This window comes from Vibrio crassostreae (assembly GCF_024347415.1).
Taxonomy (GTDB): domain Bacteria; phylum Pseudomonadota; class Gammaproteobacteria; order Enterobacterales; family Vibrionaceae; genus Vibrio; species Vibrio crassostreae.
On sequence record NZ_AP025476.1, the window covers coordinates 2,781,496 to 2,799,651 of the forward strand.

The following is an 18,156-nucleotide window of genomic DNA, read 5'->3' on the forward strand; positions in this document are numbered from 1 at the left end:
AAAAAGACCATAAAAAACGTGATGAAGTTAAAGTAAAACGTTTTCAACAATTTCATTTAGTAAAACTTTTACTAATAATTACCTCAGTCCAAAAATACTCGTATTCACTACGACCCAATTACGCATAAGAACGTCGGTCAGCAAACTGCATTTAGACCGAGAGAGAGGCAACGTGAACAACTGGGAAAACTTCCTGAACTTACATGAGAACCGTATGGCACCGCGTGCATACTTCTTCTCATACGCATCAGAAAAAAATGCAAAAACGTTTCAGCGTGAACTGAGCAGCCACTTCCAACTATTGAGTGGCCAATGGAATTTCAGCTATTTCACCAACCCGCTATTAGTTCCTGAAGAGTTTTACTCTCAAGAGATGAGCGACTGGGGCAACATCACGGTTCCAAACATGTGGCAAATGGAAGGCCACGGCGATCTTCAATACACAGATGAAGGTTTCCCATTCCCAATTGATGTGCCTTTCGTACCATCAGACAACCCAACCGGCGCATACCAACGCTCTTTCTTCCTTGGCGAAAGCTGGGACGAAAAACAAACCATCATCAAATTTGATGGCGTTGAAACTTACTTCGAAGTGTACGTAAACGGCGAATATGTAGGTTTCAGCAAAGGCAGCCGCCTAACCGCTGAGTTCGATATCTCTAGCCAGGTAACAGCAGGCAACAACCTACTTTCTATTCGTGTGATGCAGTGGGCCGATTCAACCTACATTGAAGACCAAGACATGTGGTGGACGGGCGGTATCTTCCGTGACGTTTACCTCGTAGGTAAAGAACACCTGCACATTCAAGATGTTACCGTTCGCACTGATTTTGACGACGCTTACCAAAGCGCTACCCTGTCGTGCAAAGTGGAACTAGAAAACCTAGCAGCAGCGGCAAACGCAACCCTTGAGTACGCATTGCTTGATGGCAGCCAAGTTATCTCGCAAGGCTCACTAGATAACTTAAATGTCGATGGCAATGCGAATACTCAATTCTCTATCGATGTGGTGAACCCAGTTCAATGGAATGCTGAAAACCCGTACCTTTACCAACTGCTGCTGACGTTGAAAGACGCTGACGGAAAAGTGTTAGAAGTAATCCCACAACGCGTTGGTTTCCGTGACATTAAAGTTCGTGATGGTCTGTTCTACATCAACAACAAATACGTGATGCTGCATGGTGTGAACCGCCACGACAACGACCACCTAAAAGGTCGTGCTGTTGGCATGGATCGCGTAGAAAAAGACTTAGTGTTGATGAAGCAACACAACATCAACTCAGTACGTACAGCGCACTACCCGAACGACCCACGTTTCTACGAACTGTGTGATATCTACGGTCTGTTCGTGATGGGCGAAACCGATGTTGAAACACACGGTTTTGCTAACGTTGGCGACTTAAGCCGCATCACTAACGATGCAGCATGGGAAGCTGTGTTTGTTGAGCGTATCGAGCGTCATATTCACGCTCAAAAGAACCACCCTTCTATCATCATGTGGTCACTGGGTAACGAGTCTGGTTACGGCTGCAACATCCGTTCTATGTACGATGCAGCAAAAGCAATTGATGACACGCGTTTGGTTCACTACGAAGAAGACCGTGACGCTGAAGTGGTCGACATCATTTCAACCATGTACTCACGCGCTCAATTGATGAATGCCTTCGGTGAATTCCCACACGAAAAGCCACGCATCATCTGTGAATACGCACACGCGATGGGTAACGGCCCGGGCGGTTTAACCGAGTACCAAAACGTGTTCTACAAGCACGATGCGATTCAAGGTCACTATGTTTGGGAATGGTGTGACCACGGCATTCTAGCGCGTGATGAAGCAGGCACAGAGTTCTACAAATACGGCGGTGACTACGGTGACTACCCGAACAACTACAACTTCTGCATGGACGGTTTGATCTACCCGGATCAAACGCCAGGCCCAGGCTTGAAAGAGTACAAGCAAGTGATTGCCCCTGTGAAGCTTCGCGATTTCGATGCACAAACGGGCACCTTCACAGTAGACAACAAGCTTTGGTTCTCAAATATCGATGACTACACCATCACTGCGGAAATCCGCGCTGAGGGTGAAACCATTGCCGTACAACACATCAAGGTTGAAGAACTGGCTGAGAACTCTAGCCGTGAACTAACGCTTAACTTGCCACAGCTTGATGAGCGCGAAGTGTTTGTCAACTTTACGGTGCGCAAAGATTCTCGTACTTCATACAGCGAGGCGAACCACGACATCGCGGTTTACCAGTTCCAAGTGAAAGAGAACACAGCACAACTTGAAGCCTTCACTAACAACAATGCGACGGCACTGAATGTTGAAGAGTCTCGCTTAGCTTACCTAATCAAAGGCCACAACTTTGCTCTGAATTTCTCAAAAGTGAACGGCAAGCTGACGTCATGGTTAGTGAATGGCGAGGAGCTGATTAAGTCTGAGCCTAAGCTGAACTTCTTCAAGCCAATGATCGATAACCATAAGCAAGAGCACGATGGTTACTGGGAACCTGCACACCTGCAGATCATGCAGGAACATTTCCGTAGCATTGACCTTGAATGCGTGAACGTTGAACAGGTAAACGGCAAGGTAGAGATCACGACCACCAGCATCATTGCTCCACCGGTATTCGATTTCGGCATGCGCTGTGAATATCGCTACCAGATCAGTGCTGAAGGTCAGCTAAACGTTGAACTGAGCGGCGAGCGTTACGGTGATTACCCTCACGTGATTCCAGTGATTGGTTTCGATATGGGTATCAACGGCGACTTCGACCAAGTTCAATACTACGGCCGCGGCCCTGAAGAGAACTACCAGGACAGCAAGCAAGCCAACATGATTGATGTTTACCAATCAACCGTGGCTGACATGTTCGAGAACTACCCGTTCCCACAAAACAACGGCAACCGCCAACACGTTCGTTGGGCTGCGCTTTCAAGCCGTGCTGGCAATGGTATTGCGGTGAAACCACAGCAAGAAATCAACTTCAGCGCATGGTTCTACACCAACCAAAACCTGCATCAAGCACAGCATACGATTGAACTAGAGAAGAGCGGTTACATCACCCTAAATCTAGACCACCAAGTGATGGGCCTAGGTTCAAACTCTTGGGGCAGCGAAGTATTGGATTCTTACCGCGTGTACATGGATGAGTTCCGCTACGGCTTAACTCTGGTTCCATTCCAAGCAGGCGATTGCGACGCACAACACCTAATCAATCACAACTTTGGTGATGAGTTCTTCACGGCGAATACGCCAACAACTCAACCACAACAGAACGAGGCATAAGCGATGATCGTTTTAGACAACCTAGAGCAATTTAAAGTCGTTTACCGCGACGGTCGTAAATGGCAACGCTGTGTAGAAGCGATTGAAAACATCGGCAACATCAAAGATGGCGTGATGTATTCGATTGGTGACTCACTGGCTTACATGATTGAAGACGGCGTGGCTCGTAACACAGAAAACTTCACCGGCAACCGTCGTTATTTCGATGTGCACTACTACCTAGAAGGTCGTGAAACTGTCGAGTTCGCAGCGAAATCAGAGCTAGAACAAATCCAAGATTACAGCGATGAAACCGACCGTGAACACCTACTGGGTAACGGTGAAACTCGTGAGTTAACTGAGGGCAAAGTGGCGATCTTTGATAACAGCAAAGCTTACCGCTTCCACGGTGATAACCGAGTTCGCAAGGTGGTGCTGAAAGTGACCATTGAAGAAGGTTACTTCCTTAATAAGTAAGCTATAACCCTATTAACTCACAGCGCGTTTGAGCCTTGCCGTTCAAGGCTCAAATAGACTGAACAAAACCTCTGTGCTTCTTCCCTACAAAGAAGCATAGGGAAATAACGACTATAATTATGTGATTCCCTGGAGGACACTATGTCTGAATCTGTACGCGGTAAGTTAGGCAAATTTGCCCTACTCTCCATGACATTTGCAGCGGTATTTAACGTTCGCAACATCGTAAACAACAACATCGAATTGGGATTGAGTTCAGCCCCTATCTTTTTGCTCGCTACCCTTATTTACTTCATTCCATTCGTGTTCATCATTGCTGAATTCGTATCTGCAAATAAAAATTCTGAGTCAGGCATGTACGACTGGCTTAAAAAACCGCTAGGCTCAAAAGCTGCCTACCTAGGTTCGTTCCTATACTGGTTCGTAAACCTTTTCTGGTTTGTATCTCTGCTACCAAACGTAATCGCTTATGCGTCTTACGCGATGTTGGGCTATGAATACGCCTTCTCGCCAGTCGTGACATCGGCCATCTCGATTGCTCTGTTTGCAGCAGCAACACACATCTCAACCAAAGGCGCGAGCTGGTTAGGTAAGATTGCAGAGATCGTGGCATACGGCGTATTCGCTCTATTCGCAATCTACGTTATCGGTGCACTGATGGCGCTAGGCGGTAACCATGAACCAGTAGAACCAATCACACTAGAAGCGATGACACCAACCATCAACTGGGCGACACTAGGTATCATGTGTTGGATCTTCCAAGCAGCCGGTGGTGCAGAAACCGCAGCCGCTTATCTAAATGATGTTAAGGGCGGTCACAAATCTTTCATCAAGGTCATCATTGGTGCGGGTATCGCAATCGGCGCTATGTACGCAGTTGGCTCTCTATTGGTAAACGTATTCGTTGCTCGTGACGAACTGACCTACGCTGGCGGTATGGTTGAAATCTTCACTGGTATGGCGAACTACTTCGACATTTCGCAATCTCTCACAGGTCGCTTCGTCGGTATTATCCTATTCGTTGCCATGTTCGGCTCAATGATGATGTGGACAGCGGCTCCAGTAAAAATTCACTTCTCAGAAATCCCTAAAGGTGTTTACGGTGAGAAGACAACAGAGCTTAACGAACACGGTGTGCCAGTGCGTGCAGCTTGGTGGCAGTTCGCGTTTGTATTCGTGATGCTTGTGGTTAACGGCTTCGGCTCTGAATCAGTACAAGACATGATGAACACAGCAATCAACCTAACCGCTGGTACCGCAATGCTTCCGCCTATCTTCATCATGGTGGCGTACTTTGTATTCCGTTTGAAGCATGACGACACACCACGTGATTTCCGCATGGGTACTCGCGTTCAAGGCATGGCTGTTGTATCTGTACTTATTGGTATCTTCGTTGTGAGCATGACGGCATCGGCATTCCCAACAGGTGTTGACCTAATGCAAGCCTTCTTCGTCAACGTATTCATGACGGCAGTGTTCTCAGCTATCGCTTGGTGGTGGATCTCTCGCTTTGAAAAGAAGCAAGCAGGTAAAGACGCAAAGCTAGCAACGGCTAAGCAGCCGTAACACTCAGCATGAGCCCCAACTTAAAAAGCGCCTATCACGGCGCTTTTTTTTGTTTTAAATCAGACAATTAAACAAAAAAACCAAGAAAGTAAAAACGGCATTCTGTCAAGATTTCACTTCACGAAAAACACCAATGAATAGGTAATAAAACTCGAATAAAAACCAAGGTAAAACATTAACTAAATTTATTTACCCAAGGTCACATATTTGATCAATTTCGATTAACTTCCCGCCGCTTAATCTTTAATCTTCTTGCTGAAGAGACAAACTAATTCATATAAAAAAAGCGACACAAAGCCCCTACAAGCCTTATAAATCGTCGCTTATGAAACAAGCAATCTCTTCAATGGACTTCTTAATCTTTAACTCTTTGTTTTGGTAATAACTTTACTGAAATACCAGCAAGAAAAAGCCCAAAGAAGTCCGATCGTAAATCTATAAAAACAACAATGAGCCAACCCTGACAAAACAAAGCGGGTGTTTGCCAAACCAACATAACAATAAAAGTGCGGCCTAGAGCTTCCCTCTCTAGGACCAAGTTATAACGATCATCAACGTGATTCACCGGAGAACATCATGTCCGAAAATAAACGCAGTACGATAGGCAAATTTGCCCTACTGTCTATGACCTTCGCGGCGGTATACAGCTTCAATAACATCATTAATAACAACATCGAGATCGGCCTTTCTTCAGCTCCGATGTTCTTTCTAGCAACCATCTTTTACTTTGTGCCATTTTGTTTGATCGTTGCAGAGTTTGTGTCACTGAATAAAGACTCTGAAGCGGGTGTTTATTCTTGGGTTAAAAGCTCGCTAGGCGGTCGCTGGGCGTTTATATCGGCTTACACATACTGGTTTGTTAACCTGTTCTTCTTCACCTCTCTGCTACCTAGAATCATCGCTTATGCGTCGTATGCGTTCTTAGGTTTTGAATACATATTCACGCCAATGACCACCGCAATTCTAAGTACCATTTTGTTTGCGGTCGCGACTCATATTTCTAACAACGGCGCGAAATTACTGGGCCCTATCACATCACTAACATCATCACTGATGCTGCTACTAACGATGTCTTACATCTTGCTATCTGGTGGTGCTTTGGTAGGCGGTATCGAGCCAGCAGACCCAATCACCATCGAAGCCATGACACCAAGTTTTAACTGGGCGTTCCTTGGTGTAATCACTTGGATCTTCATGGCGGCAGGCGGTGCAGAATCGGTAGCCGTTTACGTTAACGACATCAAAGGCGGTCACAAATCTTTTGTTAAAGTTATCATCATCGCGGGTATCTTCATTGGTGCGCTTTACTCGGTAGGATCTGTGTTAGCAAACGTATTTGTTGCTCGTGAAGAACTTAAATTTACTGGCGGCTCAGTTCAAGTTTTTGAAGGTTTAGCAAGACACTTTGGACTGTCTGAAATCTTGATGAACCGTTTCGTTGGTGTGGTTTCATTCACAGCTATGCTGGGTTCTCTACTGATGTGGACAGCGACACCAGTTAAGATTTTCTTCTCTGAAATCCCTAAAGGCATCTTCGGCGAGAAAACCGTCGCACTTAACAAACAAGGCGTTCCAGAGCGTGCGGCTTGGGTTCAGTTCTTCATCGTAATTCCACTGATGTTCATCCCAACGTTGGCGTCTGACACCGTTCAAGACTTGATGAGCACCATCATCAACATGACTGCAGCAGCTTCTATGCTACCGCCACTGTTCATCATGATTGCTTACCTGCACCTGCGCATGAAACTGGACCACCTACCACGTGATTTCCGCATGGGTTCTCGTACGGTCGGTATTACTGCTGTGTCGATTCTTATCGCTATCTTCACCGTTGGTTTCTTCGCCTCTACCTTCCCAACAGGCGCAGACATCATGACCATCATCTTCTACAACGTGGGCGGGATAGTGATCTTCCTTGGCTACGCATGGTGGAAGTACGGTCAATACGAGAAAAGCTTATCTCCAGAAGAGAAAAAACTAGAAGCAAAACCTGAACCGGCGAACGCTTAGTTTTACCCTACACTCAGATCGAAAACTTAAGGCACTCCCATTTGGTGAGTGCCTTTTTATTTACAAGCCTGTTTATTTGTTCAAAATTTTATTCACACTCCAAATACCTCCCACCCCAAGCATTAGCTTACAAATTCAACTAAAAACCAAAATAAATTAAAAGTAAAAATTTACTAAAAATAGATCACACTTTTAGATCGATTTAATTTTAAACACAAAAATAATCATTAATATCGGTTTGCGATCGTAAGTAACCTGACCAATACGCCTTGAAGAGCACCCCATATTAGAAGTCAGAACTGCTTACGAACCTTCATTTATAACCCCGACACAGAAGTGATTAAAATGAAAAGTAGTTTTACTAAAAAGACTCTTATTACAAGCTGTATCCTTGCTGCTCTAACGGCTAATGCCCACGCTGATGAAACAGCCGCTAACCACAACGACACTCAGCCCCCTAAAACAGAAACCCTATTTAACTTCTATGGTGAGCTTGGCCTTGGTGGTCACGTTGCACTAGAAGGCGACGACAAAGGCCGTTATTCAGACGGTACTTACATCGAAGCAGGCTTGGCTATCGAGCACGGTAATTGGTTCGGTCTTGCTTACATGGAAGGCTGGACAGTACAAGCTGACGACGAAGGCAATGCTTGGGCAACTGGCCACGGCTGGGGCGGCTTTGAAGGTGGTTTTAACCGCTTTTACGCTGGCTACCGCACCGACGCTAAAACAGAATTTATTGTTGGTCGTATGGACTCTTCATTGGATGACGTTCAATGGTGGGGTGACCCTACCGTCGAGTACGGCTACGCGATCTCAAACACGCGTGACGTACATGTTGGTGTGAAGATCCAAAACCTAGAAGGCAAGCTACGCTACAGCGTTTCTTTCGCGCCAGAATCTGACTTCTCTGAAGACGATGCTCTGGTTCATTTCGGTAAATACGACAACTTCGCAGACCAATGGAAAGATAAGAACGCCATGGTCAACGGTTACCTCCAATACGATCTGACTGACGACTTAACTTTAATGGGTGGTGGTGAAGTTCGTAACAACGATGGCGGTGAACTATTGCTATTGGGTGCTGAATACAAAAACTTTGCGACTCGTATTTGGCACGACACAGATAAAGGCAACCAAGAATCATTTGGCAGTGAATCCGGTATTCAAACCAGTGCTTGGTACGAAGCGGCTCAGGGCGTTTACCTTTCGGCAGCCTACAACTACGCAAACTTTGATGGTGACAACGGCGACAAAGAAATCACCTCTTACATCAACGCGGGCGTTTGGTACGAATACGGAAATGGCACATTTGCGACTGCTTTCGATAGCCGCTTTGGCGTAGGCAGCGATACTGAAATCGGTGACGCTCAGGTGTTCGCAATGCAATACTTCTACTGGTAATAACAGGAATTGATCATGAAACTGAATAAATCATTCGCAGCTCTCGCTATCGGTACAGCACTTGTTGTTACTGGTTGCGCTACAAATACAGGCTCTGAAGAGCTTCAAGCGAACCAATTTAAGAACGTTATCGACCGCACTGGTTCACCAAAATACATGCGTGACTACGACTTCGATGACCACCAACGTTTTAACCCCTTCTTCGACCTAGGTGCATGGCACGGTCACTTGTTGCCAGACACGGCTGAAGGCATGGGCGGCTTCCCGGGTACAGCGCTGCTTACTGAAGAATACATTAACTTCATGGCAGATAACTTTGACCGCCTAAGCGTGTTCAAAGATGGCAAAAAAGTCGCATTCACCATGGAAGCTTACAGCCTACCGGGCGCATTAGTTCAGACACTAAAATCTGACGATGTAACGGTAGAGATGACGATGCGTTTTGCTTCAAACCGTACTTCTCTGTTAGAAACCAAAATCACTACCGACTCGCCGGTTGAGTTAGTGTGGGATGGTGAACTACTAGAAAAGACGCACGCGAAAGAAGGCGTGGCGCAAACCGACAAAACAATCGCTGAAACTTACCCTGAGTATGACCGTCAAATCGTCGCAACCGACGATGGCCTGAAAGTCACCTTTGGTAAAGTGCGTTCAACTTGGGATCTGCTGACTTCAGGTGAGTCTGAGTACCAAGTTCACAAATCGATTCCAACGCAAACTAAAGTGGATGGCCTAACGTTTACTTCAACGGCAAACATTGAAGTATCGACAACTATCTACACCACATACTCACATGTTCTAACGGCAGAAGAAGCGCAAGCAGAACAGCCCGAAATCAAAAAGATCATGGCAAACCCTACCGATTTCTTAGCAGCATCTGAAGCGCGCTGGGAAGGTTACCTAGAGATGGGCTTAACCAACCCGAATGCGACACCTGAGCAAGAGCGTGTTGCAGTAAAAGCGATGGAAACCCTAAATGGTAACTGGCGCGGCGCTGCAGGTGCGATGGAATTTGACTCTGTAACACCATCAGTAACGGCGCGTTGGTTCTCGGGCAACCAAACTTGGCCGTGGGACACATGGAAACAAGCCTACGCAATGGCTCACTTCAACCCAGACGTAGCGAAAGATAACATCCGTGCAATGTTCGCTTACCAAATCCAAGCCGACGATGCCGTTCGCCCTTGGGATGAGGGCTACGTGCCAGATCTACTCGCTTACAACCTAAGCCCAGAACGTGGCGGCGACGGCGGTAACTGGAATGAGCGTAACACCAAACCGAGCCTAGCAGCATGGGCGGTAATGGAAGTTTATAAGACCACCAGCGATGAAGCTTGGCTAGAAGAGATGTATCCAAAGTTAGTGGCATACCACGACTGGTGGCTACGCAACCGTGACAACAACGGCAATGGCGTTCCAGAGTATGGCGCTGCTCGCGACAAAGCACACAACACACCTGAAGGTGAAATGTACTTCACCGTGGTTCGTGGCGATAAGCACGAAACAATCGTAGGACAAGCAGCACTGGATAAAGTGGTAGCAGAAGGCAACTACGATTACATCGAGAGCCCCGCACAAACGGCTGCATCTTGGGAATCAGGCCGTGACGATGCAGCCGCATTTGGCTTCATTGATAAAGACCAGCTAGACGCATACGTTGCAAACGGTGGTAAGCGCAGCGATTGGGATGTTGAGTTCGCTCAAAACCGCGCTGAAGACGGCACACTGCTAGGCTACTCGCTACTGCAAGAATCTGTCGACCAAGCAAGCTACATGTACAGCGATAACAAGTACCTAGCAGAAATGGCTGACATTCTAGGTAAAGACGCAGAAGCAAAAGAGTTCCGTGAAAAAGCAGAACACCTATCGAACTACATCAACACTTGTATGTTCGACGAAGGCACTAACTTCTTCTACGACATTCGCATTGAAGACAAACCACTAGCCAATGGCTGTGCAGGTAAACCGATTGTAGAACGTGGTAAAGGCCCTGAAGGGTGGTCACCACTGTTCAATGGCGCAGCAACGCAAGATCACGCTGATGCGGTTGTTTCTGTGATGAAAGATACCTCAGAGTTCAACACCTACGTTCCGCTGGGTACGGCAGCGCTTTCTAGCCCAGCATTTGGCCCAGATATTTACTGGCGTGGACGCGTATGGGTAGACCAGTTCTACTTCGGCCTTAAAGGCATGGACAGCTACGGCTACCGTGATGATGCGATTGAAATGGCAGGCGCGTTCTTTGACCATGCAGATGGGTTAGTTCAAGACGGTCCTATCCGTGAGAACTACAACCCACTAAATGGTGAACAACAAGGCGCACCAAACTTCTCTTGGAGTGCGGCTCACTTATACATGCTTTACAACGATTTCTTTACTGACGCAGAGTAAATCAAAACCTATACCTGTCTTCTGGAATTCAATGAAAACATAACCTCATAAATTTCAGACTTTGGCACTCAGTATCTCGCTGAGTGCCTTTTTTATATCTGAAGCCAAATAATCGAACAAACAAGTATTTAGACTATTTAACCTACCATGATCCTTTTACTCTGTTCACTGTACTCCGCAAGCACAGGCAAGCTTTTGTTCACAAAAAACAAAGAGTGCTGTTGCTATGAAACTCCGCTCAAAAATTTCATCACTCACACTTAAGTATTAGCTTACGCAGACTTATTCGAGTTTTATTTGTCCTTATTAGTCTTCCGGACATTAATTTGATAGTCGTTTACTAAATAATCGCTAAACTATAGTGTCGCCTACCCCTTTTTTGAGAAAACCTAAATGCCTAATGCTGATTCCACCCTAAACAAACGTATGGGAATCGTTGCGCTCACCTGGCCAATTTTTATCGAAGTTCTTTTAAGAACCGCACTCAACACCAGTGATGTATTCATGTTATCGGGATACTCGGACAAAGCCGTGTCTGCCGTTGGTGTTATTTCTCAGATATCCTTTTTCCTGATCATTGTCTCGACTATGGTCAGCAGTGGTACGGGTATTTTAATCGCACAGTACAACGGTGCCTCCCGCACTCAAGAGAGCGCTCATGTAGGCGTAGCGAGCATCATTCTGGCCATTATTGCCGGTGTGCTACTGAGTGTGATTGCCGTTCTTGTTGCTGAATATTTTATCCCGCTCTATCAACTCGAACCTCAAGTCGAGCAATACGCACAAGAATACCTATTCATCAGTGGTGCTCTCACCTTCAATGTAACCATTGGTGTGGTTCTCACTACTATTCTGCGCAGTCATGGCTATTCAAAGTCACCAATGGTGATCAACATGATTGCTGGCGTCATCAACGTATTCGGCAACTATTGTGCCTTATATCAACCTTTTGGTTTGCCTGTATACGGCGTGCAAGGGGTTGCGACCGCGACTGTAATCAGCCAAGTGATCGGGATGTTGATCTTAATTGGTGTGGTCAGAAGCAAAGGGATAGATCTACCAGTGAAGCAGTTTAAATCTGTGCCGAAAGCCATCTATCAAAAAATCATTAAGATCGGCTCGATGAACGCAGGAGAAGTGCTCTCTTATAACATGGCTCAGATCAGCATTACCTTCTTTGTAGTGCAGATGGGCACCTCTTCACTGGCTGCGTTTACTTACGCACAAAACATCGCTCGCCTCTCTTTTGCGTTTGCACTGGCGATTGGTCAAGGCAGCCAAATCCAAACAGGCTATTACATTGGCAAGGGTTGGATCGACGAGATCACCAAGCGCGTGCAACGCTACTTTGTGGTTGGTTTTATCGCCTCAACTGCGATTACCTGCATGGTTTATGTGTTCCGTTTCGAAATTCTCGATCTGTTCACGCAAGATCCAGAGATCGTTGCGCTAACTGCCGCGCTGATTGCAGGTTCCATCATTCTTGAAGCTGGCCGAGTATTTAACCTGATCTTTATCTCTTGTCTAAAGGCTGCTGGCGACATTAAATTCCCGATCAAAATGGGTATTCTCAGCATGTGGGGCATTGGGGTTGCCATGAGCTACTTGCTTGGCGTGCATTGGGGTTATGGCGTATTAGGGGCTTGGATGGCAATAGCGATGGACGAGTGGTTCCGTGGAATCATCATGGCCTATCGCTGGCGAGCGAAGAAATGGACTCGATTCTCTTTTTAGGTTGTTGTTGATACGTCTAAATTTATCTCGACCAAAAGAAAAAAGCGCTAGGGGGAGCTAGCGCTTTTAAGACCAACTAAGTCCGTTTAGCCTGGTAGATTTTTAAGCTATATCATGAGGATATAACCAATTTTTTTACTTAGGTAAATCAAAAAGCCTATTCTTTACGACTGCTTTGAGTCGTAAATTAAGTATAGTCGGGTTCTTATAATAAACCGGATTTTTCTAAAATTAATTCATATAAATTTGACGATTAACCGACACAATAAACTATTCAGAAATCACAGATGAGATCGCATTAGTAATCAACTTTCTAAGTCGTTTATTTTTATCATCTAAATGCTTTGCCTTTCTATAAACAAGCTGGATATCAAAATCTGGAACATCAATCGGGGGTTTCACAGCTAGTAAGGTTTCTTCACTATCCATATCCTTGCGCGCAACGAGCTTGGGGACAATACACAATAGTTCTCTGCCACGAATGAGCCGCTTAACAGTTAAAAAGTTACTGGAAGATATCGCGACTTTCCGGCTTAAACCGAGTTCAGCTAAACGAGTATCCACTCCCGTCTTTAAAGCCCCTGCCGGGGAAACGAGTGCGTGCTCGACAGCAACAAATTGTTCTAGCGACATAGGTTCCTCAATAGATAGAACCGATTGGTCAAGTAAACAAACATGTTGCTCCGTGTACAAATGCTTTGTTCGATACTGCTTTGATACCTCACCAAAGCTGCCTATCGTCATATCAAGCTTGGCATCTTCAAAGACTTGCTGGTAGTTACTCCGGTTTACATTGAACAACGCTACTTGGGAGTAAGGAGAGGATTGCTTAATCAGGTCAAACAATATTGGAGCGAACATCTGCTCGGCATAATCAGTGAGACCAATCTTCCAAGTCCCTTTATAAGTTTCTGCATCAAACGATTTTGACAACAGCACCTCAGACTGGATGGTATTCAGTAGCGCATCCACGGTACTTGATAGTTCAATGGCTCGGTCGGTCGCCTCCATTTTGCTACCTACACGCTCAAACAAAGGGTCATCAAACAACTTTCGTAGCCTTTGTAAGCTATGGCTCATCGCAGATTGGCTGACATAACAACGCTCAGCAGCCTTACTCACGCTATTCGTTTTATACAAAGCCTGCAGTGCAATCAACAAGTTAAGGTCGATCCCTTTCCAATTAAAATCAGCCATGCCAAACAACCCATTTCATTCATAGTTATAATTAAAACAATTAATTTGAATCATAGTTTAACTCCACCTAAATTACGCTAAACATTTATCTGGAATCGATCATGCTTTCAATTTTTAAAACCTTTTTCTGGCTTGGCTGGATTAGCTTCGGTGGACCAGCAGCACACATTGGCTACTTCCGTAAAACCTTTGTTGAAAAACTGAATTGGTTGTCCGACGAAGAGTACGGGCAAATTGTCGCCCTCAGCCAATTTCTTCCGGGCCCAGGTTCAAGTCAGGTTGGCTTTGCGGTTGGCTACAAGAAAGGAGGCTTAACAGGTGCGATTGCTGCATTTGTCGGCTTCACTTCTCCATCTGTCATTCTGATGCTGATTTTGGCGTTAGTGAGTAACCAATTGTTGGAAGCTCCGCTGTTCATCTCTGTCATCCACGGGCTTAAGTTACTCGCCGTTGTGGTTGTGGCTGATGCCACTTTCGGCATGTACAAAAACTTTTGCCAATCGAAGATCGCGACCGCCTTATGTGTGATTACCGCAATTGTTCTGCTACTGATTCCTGGCATCTGGCCTCAAGTTTTAGTGCTTCTATTTGCAGCGATCATTGGCAGTAAGTTCTTAACCTCACAAGAGCTTAAAACGATACCTTCAACACAAAAAATATCGGTAACGCCTCTCGTGATTTTTGTTGCTTTGCTGGTTGGCTTGCCTCTATTCAGTGCTTACTCTCAAGGCATTGAAGTGTTTGGCCTGTTCTATCAAGCAGGCAGCCTAGTATTTGGTGGCGGCCACGTGGTACTTCCACTACTACAAAATGGTATTGGCGACCAACTGTCTCAAGATGCCTTCCTAACAGGTTATGCAGCGGCGCAAGCAGTACCTGGCCCGATGTTTACGTTAGCCACTTATCTAGGTTATGTGTTGATGCCATCAGCACCGATCACCGGCGCCCTACTCGCAACGATTGCTGTATTCTTACCGGGCTTCTTATTGCTACTGGGTGTACTGAAGAACTGGCAGGCGATTGCAAGCAAACCTTTAGTGGCTGGTGCACTTACAGGTGTGAATGCGTCGGTTGTAGGTTTGTTATTGGCAGCACTATATCAACCCATCTTCACAAGTGCAGTGAGTAGTGGCTTAGATTTCGCTCTGATCATTGTTGGTGTGTGGTTATTGAAAACCGTGAAGTTACCTATTGTTGGGTTAGTAGGGTTGTTCATTGTCTTTGGCGCAATGACAGGACTGGCGGTCTAATAGGTTTAAGGTAAGAAGTAAGCGAACCGCTTGCTTCTTACTTTCGTCTTTCATAATTTAATCTACCTATCACCCGCTATATAATTGGTAATTCCATCTCAAAGCTCATGCTCTCGAGGATTGATCTCTTAGCCAAATATCTCAGCTAAGTCATTCATCGTCCTTAAATCTTAAAATAGAGAGTATTCTCATCTCTCGCCTACCTCGTGATACGTTATCGAGTATCAAACCGCAGAAAAAAGACATCACCGCGATCAAAGCTATTGAGCTAGACAAAACAGCTGTAGGTAGCCTCTCAACCAATCCTGTATCAACAAAATCAACAATGACGGGGATACCCAAGATCAATGAAATAAAACCTAGCAATATCGAGAGAGAGCCAAAGAAAAACATCGGCTTTACATCTCTCAATAAGAACAAGATAAAATTTAGAATCTTGAGACCATCGCTCAAGGTGTTCAGTTTGCTGGTAGTCCCTTCAGGTCTAGATTGGTATTGAGTCGAGACTTCTTTGATTGACATATTATGGTGTAACGCATGCACGGTAAGTTCTGTTTCTATCTGGAAACCATCGCTGAAGATAGGTGCGGTTTTGACAAATCTATGGCTCATAATTCGATAGCCAGAAAACACATCATTCAATTGCGCATTGAATGCTAAGTTAATCAGAGATGAAAACATCTTGTTCCCAAGGATATGTCCCTTGGGATAAGCCATTGAAGTTCGCTCGCGACTGCCAATGATCATATCGAGCTTTTCATTATTTAGTTGGTCGATCAGCTCGGGGCATATTGAGGCGTCATAGGTATCATCACCATCAGCCATCACATAGATATCGGCGTCGATATCAGAAAACATCCGCCTCACAACCTCCCCTTTACCTTGGCGCGGCTCATGTCGCACAATCGCCCCTGCTTGTAACGCCTCGTTGACCGTGTTGTCGGTTGAATTATTGTCATAAACATAAATGGATGCATCAGGTAAGGCTTGTTGAAAAGACGTGACCGTTTCACCAATGGCTCCGGCTTCGTTATAACATGGGAGTAATACTGCGACTTTCTGTTTATTCATGCTCACTCCTTACTTTAAAAACTCGATAACCATCCTCAATTCCATCATATGTAACGTCTAACCAAGCCGGAATATTATCCCCATGAAGTCTCCTAACTAAAGAGTCCTCGCTGCCAGAGTCCTTTAGGAGAGTTAAATGAGGGTCATTACCGATCAATATATAATCAACCTTTTTATCGACTATTTTGTTTCTTGCTAGAAGCATGTCCTCTTCTAACATCACTTCGATTAAAAATTGGTTACCCACAATATTTCTATGATAAGGCGCGGCGATTATAGTGTTGTTCGTTTTGGCCAATACAGGTGCACCTGTTTCTATTCCTGAAAGAATTGTATGAGAGTTGATACCGTTATCTTTCAGTACCTTAAAGATGACTGGTAACTTATCGGTCTTATCAAGTTTGGTAGTCACTTCCTCTGCTGGAGATAAAGCGAGAATGACAAACGCTAACGCCAATGGAGTACCTGAGAAAATAATCAGCACTTTCAGTAGTGAATACCTAACGTATTCAGACACTTTAATTACAAAATATGCTTGAAAAGGTGCCGCCAAAACAAAACACAACCTCATCACTCTAATCTGCCAAAACATCGCAAGGGCTAAATTAAACATAAAAATGAGATACAAGATTGCACAGTGGGGGGTTTTATTTCGAAAGAATGGATACAACATTGCGGGAACTAATAGCAACAAATAATTATCCACTGAAAAAAAGCCATTCATTGCTATGTATGTTGCGACAGATTTAGCTTCGGCAACTTGATCAAGCCAATACAGCTTTAGTATCGGTGGGTAATCAATAAACAAAGCACTAGTCAGTGAGGGGTAAAGAATAACAACCGGAAGTAAACACAACAAACCAAGAAAAACAAATAATAAAAATCTTTGAGTTAAGTTTTTTCTATTATTATTCAATATGTTGTAAGCATTGACAAACACCCAACCACTAAAAAAAAGAATGATGATAATAAATGAGATTTCATCATATTTAAAAGCAAAGAACTCATCATAAGGCCTATTTAATAAAACAGCACAAGCTCCAAAAATCGAACAAGTTACGTATAACTTAGAGACATAACTAAACCACTCGTCACGAACGAAACAGTAATACACAGTATAAATAATTAAGAAAATCATAAACAACAAAACATTATCCATCCCAGTCCATAGAGATAGAGACACGAAAACGGCCTGAGCATACACTCGCCATGATTGCCTTAGGTTGTTGATAGAAGTCGGTGTTACTGATAAGAAGAGCGTTGCCAAAATAAGTTGAATATTATGATGGTCAATAGAACCAGGTAAGAAGTGTATTATCGCAGGAGAAAAAATAGCAAACATAGTGCTGATAAAGCGGTACTTAGCGCCTAAGAAACGTTCGCATAGGTAAAAGCACGATAATGCGAAGAACAATAAATAAAGCAAAGGGACAATAGAAATCGAGATAGTATAAGCAAGGCTATCATCAACCATAAATATCAATGGGAAAGCGACTGAAGAGAGCATTAGATCCGGAAATCGAGACCAATGAATAATAATACCGTCATCGGCATTAAAATTACTCATTGGCTCTAGGTACCAATGACCATTCCTCATCCACTCCTGAAACTGAACAAAACGCATATAATCGTCATTGTCATTCAGGTTGAGTATTGAAATGCTCTCCCACTTATAAATAAATATAAAAATGGCACATACGAGCCAAATTACAGAAATAGCTATGATGTCTTTATTAAAACTCTCACTTTTAGGCAATATGAATATCCTTTTCATTAAGCCAAAATCAA

Annotated in this window: 11 protein-coding genes; 8 read left to right on the forward strand and 3 right to left on the reverse strand. The window is 44.6% G+C overall.

Annotated features, from left to right (window positions below; genetic code table 11):
* The first annotated feature begins 172 nt into the window (after positions 1-172).
* The 7 genes from ebgA to OC193_RS12405 all read left to right on the forward strand — a co-directional run bounded on the left by ebgA (position 173) and on the right by OC193_RS12405 (position 12,850).
* Positions 173-3,289, forward strand: a complete 3,117-nt coding sequence (gene ebgA / locus OC193_RS12375) for a beta-galactosidase subunit alpha (RefSeq protein ID WP_048664548.1) — start codon at positions 173-175, stop codon at positions 3,287-3,289.
* A gap of 3 nt (positions 3,290-3,292) precedes the next feature.
* A complete protein-coding gene (locus tag OC193_RS12380) occupies positions 3,293-3,745 on the forward strand; it encodes a beta-galactosidase subunit beta (protein ID WP_048664547.1) in 453 nt (150 codons plus the stop codon).
* A gap of 141 nt (positions 3,746-3,886) precedes the next feature.
* Positions 3,887-5,311 carry an amino acid permease gene (locus OC193_RS12385; RefSeq protein WP_048664546.1) on the forward strand — a complete coding sequence of 475 codons (1,425 nt, stop codon included), beginning with the start codon at positions 3,887-3,889 and terminating at the stop codon, positions 5,309-5,311.
* Positions 5,312-5,887: 576 nt separating this feature from the next.
* Positions 5,888-7,321: an amino acid permease gene (locus OC193_RS12390; RefSeq protein WP_048658122.1), complete on the forward strand. Its 1,434-nt coding sequence runs from the start codon at positions 5,888-5,890 to the stop codon at positions 7,319-7,321.
* A 345-nt stretch (positions 7,322-7,666) separates the two neighbouring features.
* Complete coding sequence (gene ygjJ, locus OC193_RS12395; protein ID WP_048664545.1) at positions 7,667-8,725, forward strand: protein YgjJ; 1,059 nt, start codon at positions 7,667-7,669, stop codon at positions 8,723-8,725.
* A gap of 15 nt (positions 8,726-8,740) precedes the next feature.
* A complete protein-coding gene (ygjK, locus tag OC193_RS12400; protein WP_048664544.1) occupies positions 8,741-11,116 on the forward strand; it encodes an alpha-glucosidase in 2,376 nt (791 codons plus the stop codon).
* A 393-nt stretch (positions 11,117-11,509) separates the two neighbouring features.
* On the forward strand, positions 11,510-12,850 hold the full coding sequence (locus tag OC193_RS12405) for an MATE family efflux transporter (protein ID WP_019824874.1): 1,341 nt from the start codon (positions 11,510-11,512) through the stop codon (positions 12,848-12,850).
* A 270-nt stretch (positions 12,851-13,120) separates the two neighbouring features.
* Here the strand turns inward: OC193_RS12405 and OC193_RS12410 are convergent, their stop codons facing one another.
* Positions 13,121-14,047 (reverse strand): LysR family transcriptional regulator, encoded by a 927-nt coding sequence (locus OC193_RS12410; RefSeq protein ID WP_048664543.1) that lies wholly within the window; start codon positions 14,045-14,047, stop codon positions 13,121-13,123.
* 101 nt (positions 14,048-14,148) lie between these two features.
* Here OC193_RS12410 and chrA point away from each other — a divergent pair, with 101 nt between their 5' ends.
* On the forward strand, positions 14,149-15,297 hold the full coding sequence (gene chrA, locus OC193_RS12415; RefSeq protein ID WP_048658127.1) for a chromate efflux transporter: 1,149 nt from the start codon (positions 14,149-14,151) through the stop codon (positions 15,295-15,297).
* 150 nt (positions 15,298-15,447) lie between these two features.
* On the opposite strand, the gene OC193_RS12420 is transcribed toward chrA, so the two are convergent.
* Both OC193_RS12420 and OC193_RS12425 read right to left on the reverse strand, forming a co-directional pair.
* On the reverse strand, positions 15,448-16,368 hold the full coding sequence (locus OC193_RS12420) for a glycosyltransferase family 2 protein (RefSeq protein ID WP_048658128.1): 921 nt from the start codon (positions 16,366-16,368) through the stop codon (positions 15,448-15,450).
* Positions 16,361-18,142, reverse strand: coding sequence for a hypothetical protein (locus OC193_RS12425; RefSeq protein ID WP_048664542.1), 1,782 nt, complete (start codon positions 18,140-18,142; stop codon positions 16,361-16,363). The genes OC193_RS12420 and OC193_RS12425 overlap by 8 nt, the downstream gene beginning before the upstream one ends.
* Positions 18,143-18,156 lie beyond the last annotated feature (14 nt).

Coding starts and splice junctions, on each gene's coding strand:
- OC193_RS12380 (WP_048664547.1), top strand. CDS start 3,293: ATGATCGTTTTAGACAACCTAGAGCAATTTAAAGTCGTTTACCGCGAC.
- OC193_RS12385 (WP_048664546.1), top strand. CDS start 3,887: ATGTCTGAATCTGTACGCGGTAAGTTAGGCAAATTTGCCCTACTCTCC.
- OC193_RS12390 (WP_048658122.1), top strand. CDS start 5,888: ATGTCCGAAAATAAACGCAGTACGATAGGCAAATTTGCCCTACTGTCT.
- ygjJ (WP_048664545.1), top strand. CDS start 7,667: ATGAAAAGTAGTTTTACTAAAAAGACTCTTATTACAAGCTGTATCCTT.
- ygjK (WP_048664544.1), top strand. CDS start 8,741: ATGAAACTGAATAAATCATTCGCAGCTCTCGCTATCGGTACAGCACTT.
- OC193_RS12405 (WP_019824874.1), top strand. CDS start 11,510: ATGCCTAATGCTGATTCCACCCTAAACAAACGTATGGGAATCGTTGCG.
- OC193_RS12410 (WP_048664543.1), bottom strand. CDS start 14,047: ATGGCTGATTTTAATTGGAAAGGGATCGACCTTAACTTGTTGATTGCA.
- chrA (WP_048658127.1), top strand. CDS start 14,149: ATGCTTTCAATTTTTAAAACCTTTTTCTGGCTTGGCTGGATTAGCTTC.
- OC193_RS12420 (WP_048658128.1), bottom strand. CDS start 16,368: ATGAATAAACAGAAAGTCGCAGTATTACTCCCATGTTATAACGAAGCC.
- OC193_RS12425 (WP_048664542.1), bottom strand. CDS start 18,142: ATGAAAAGGATATTCATATTGCCTAAAAGTGAGAGTTTTAATAAAGAC.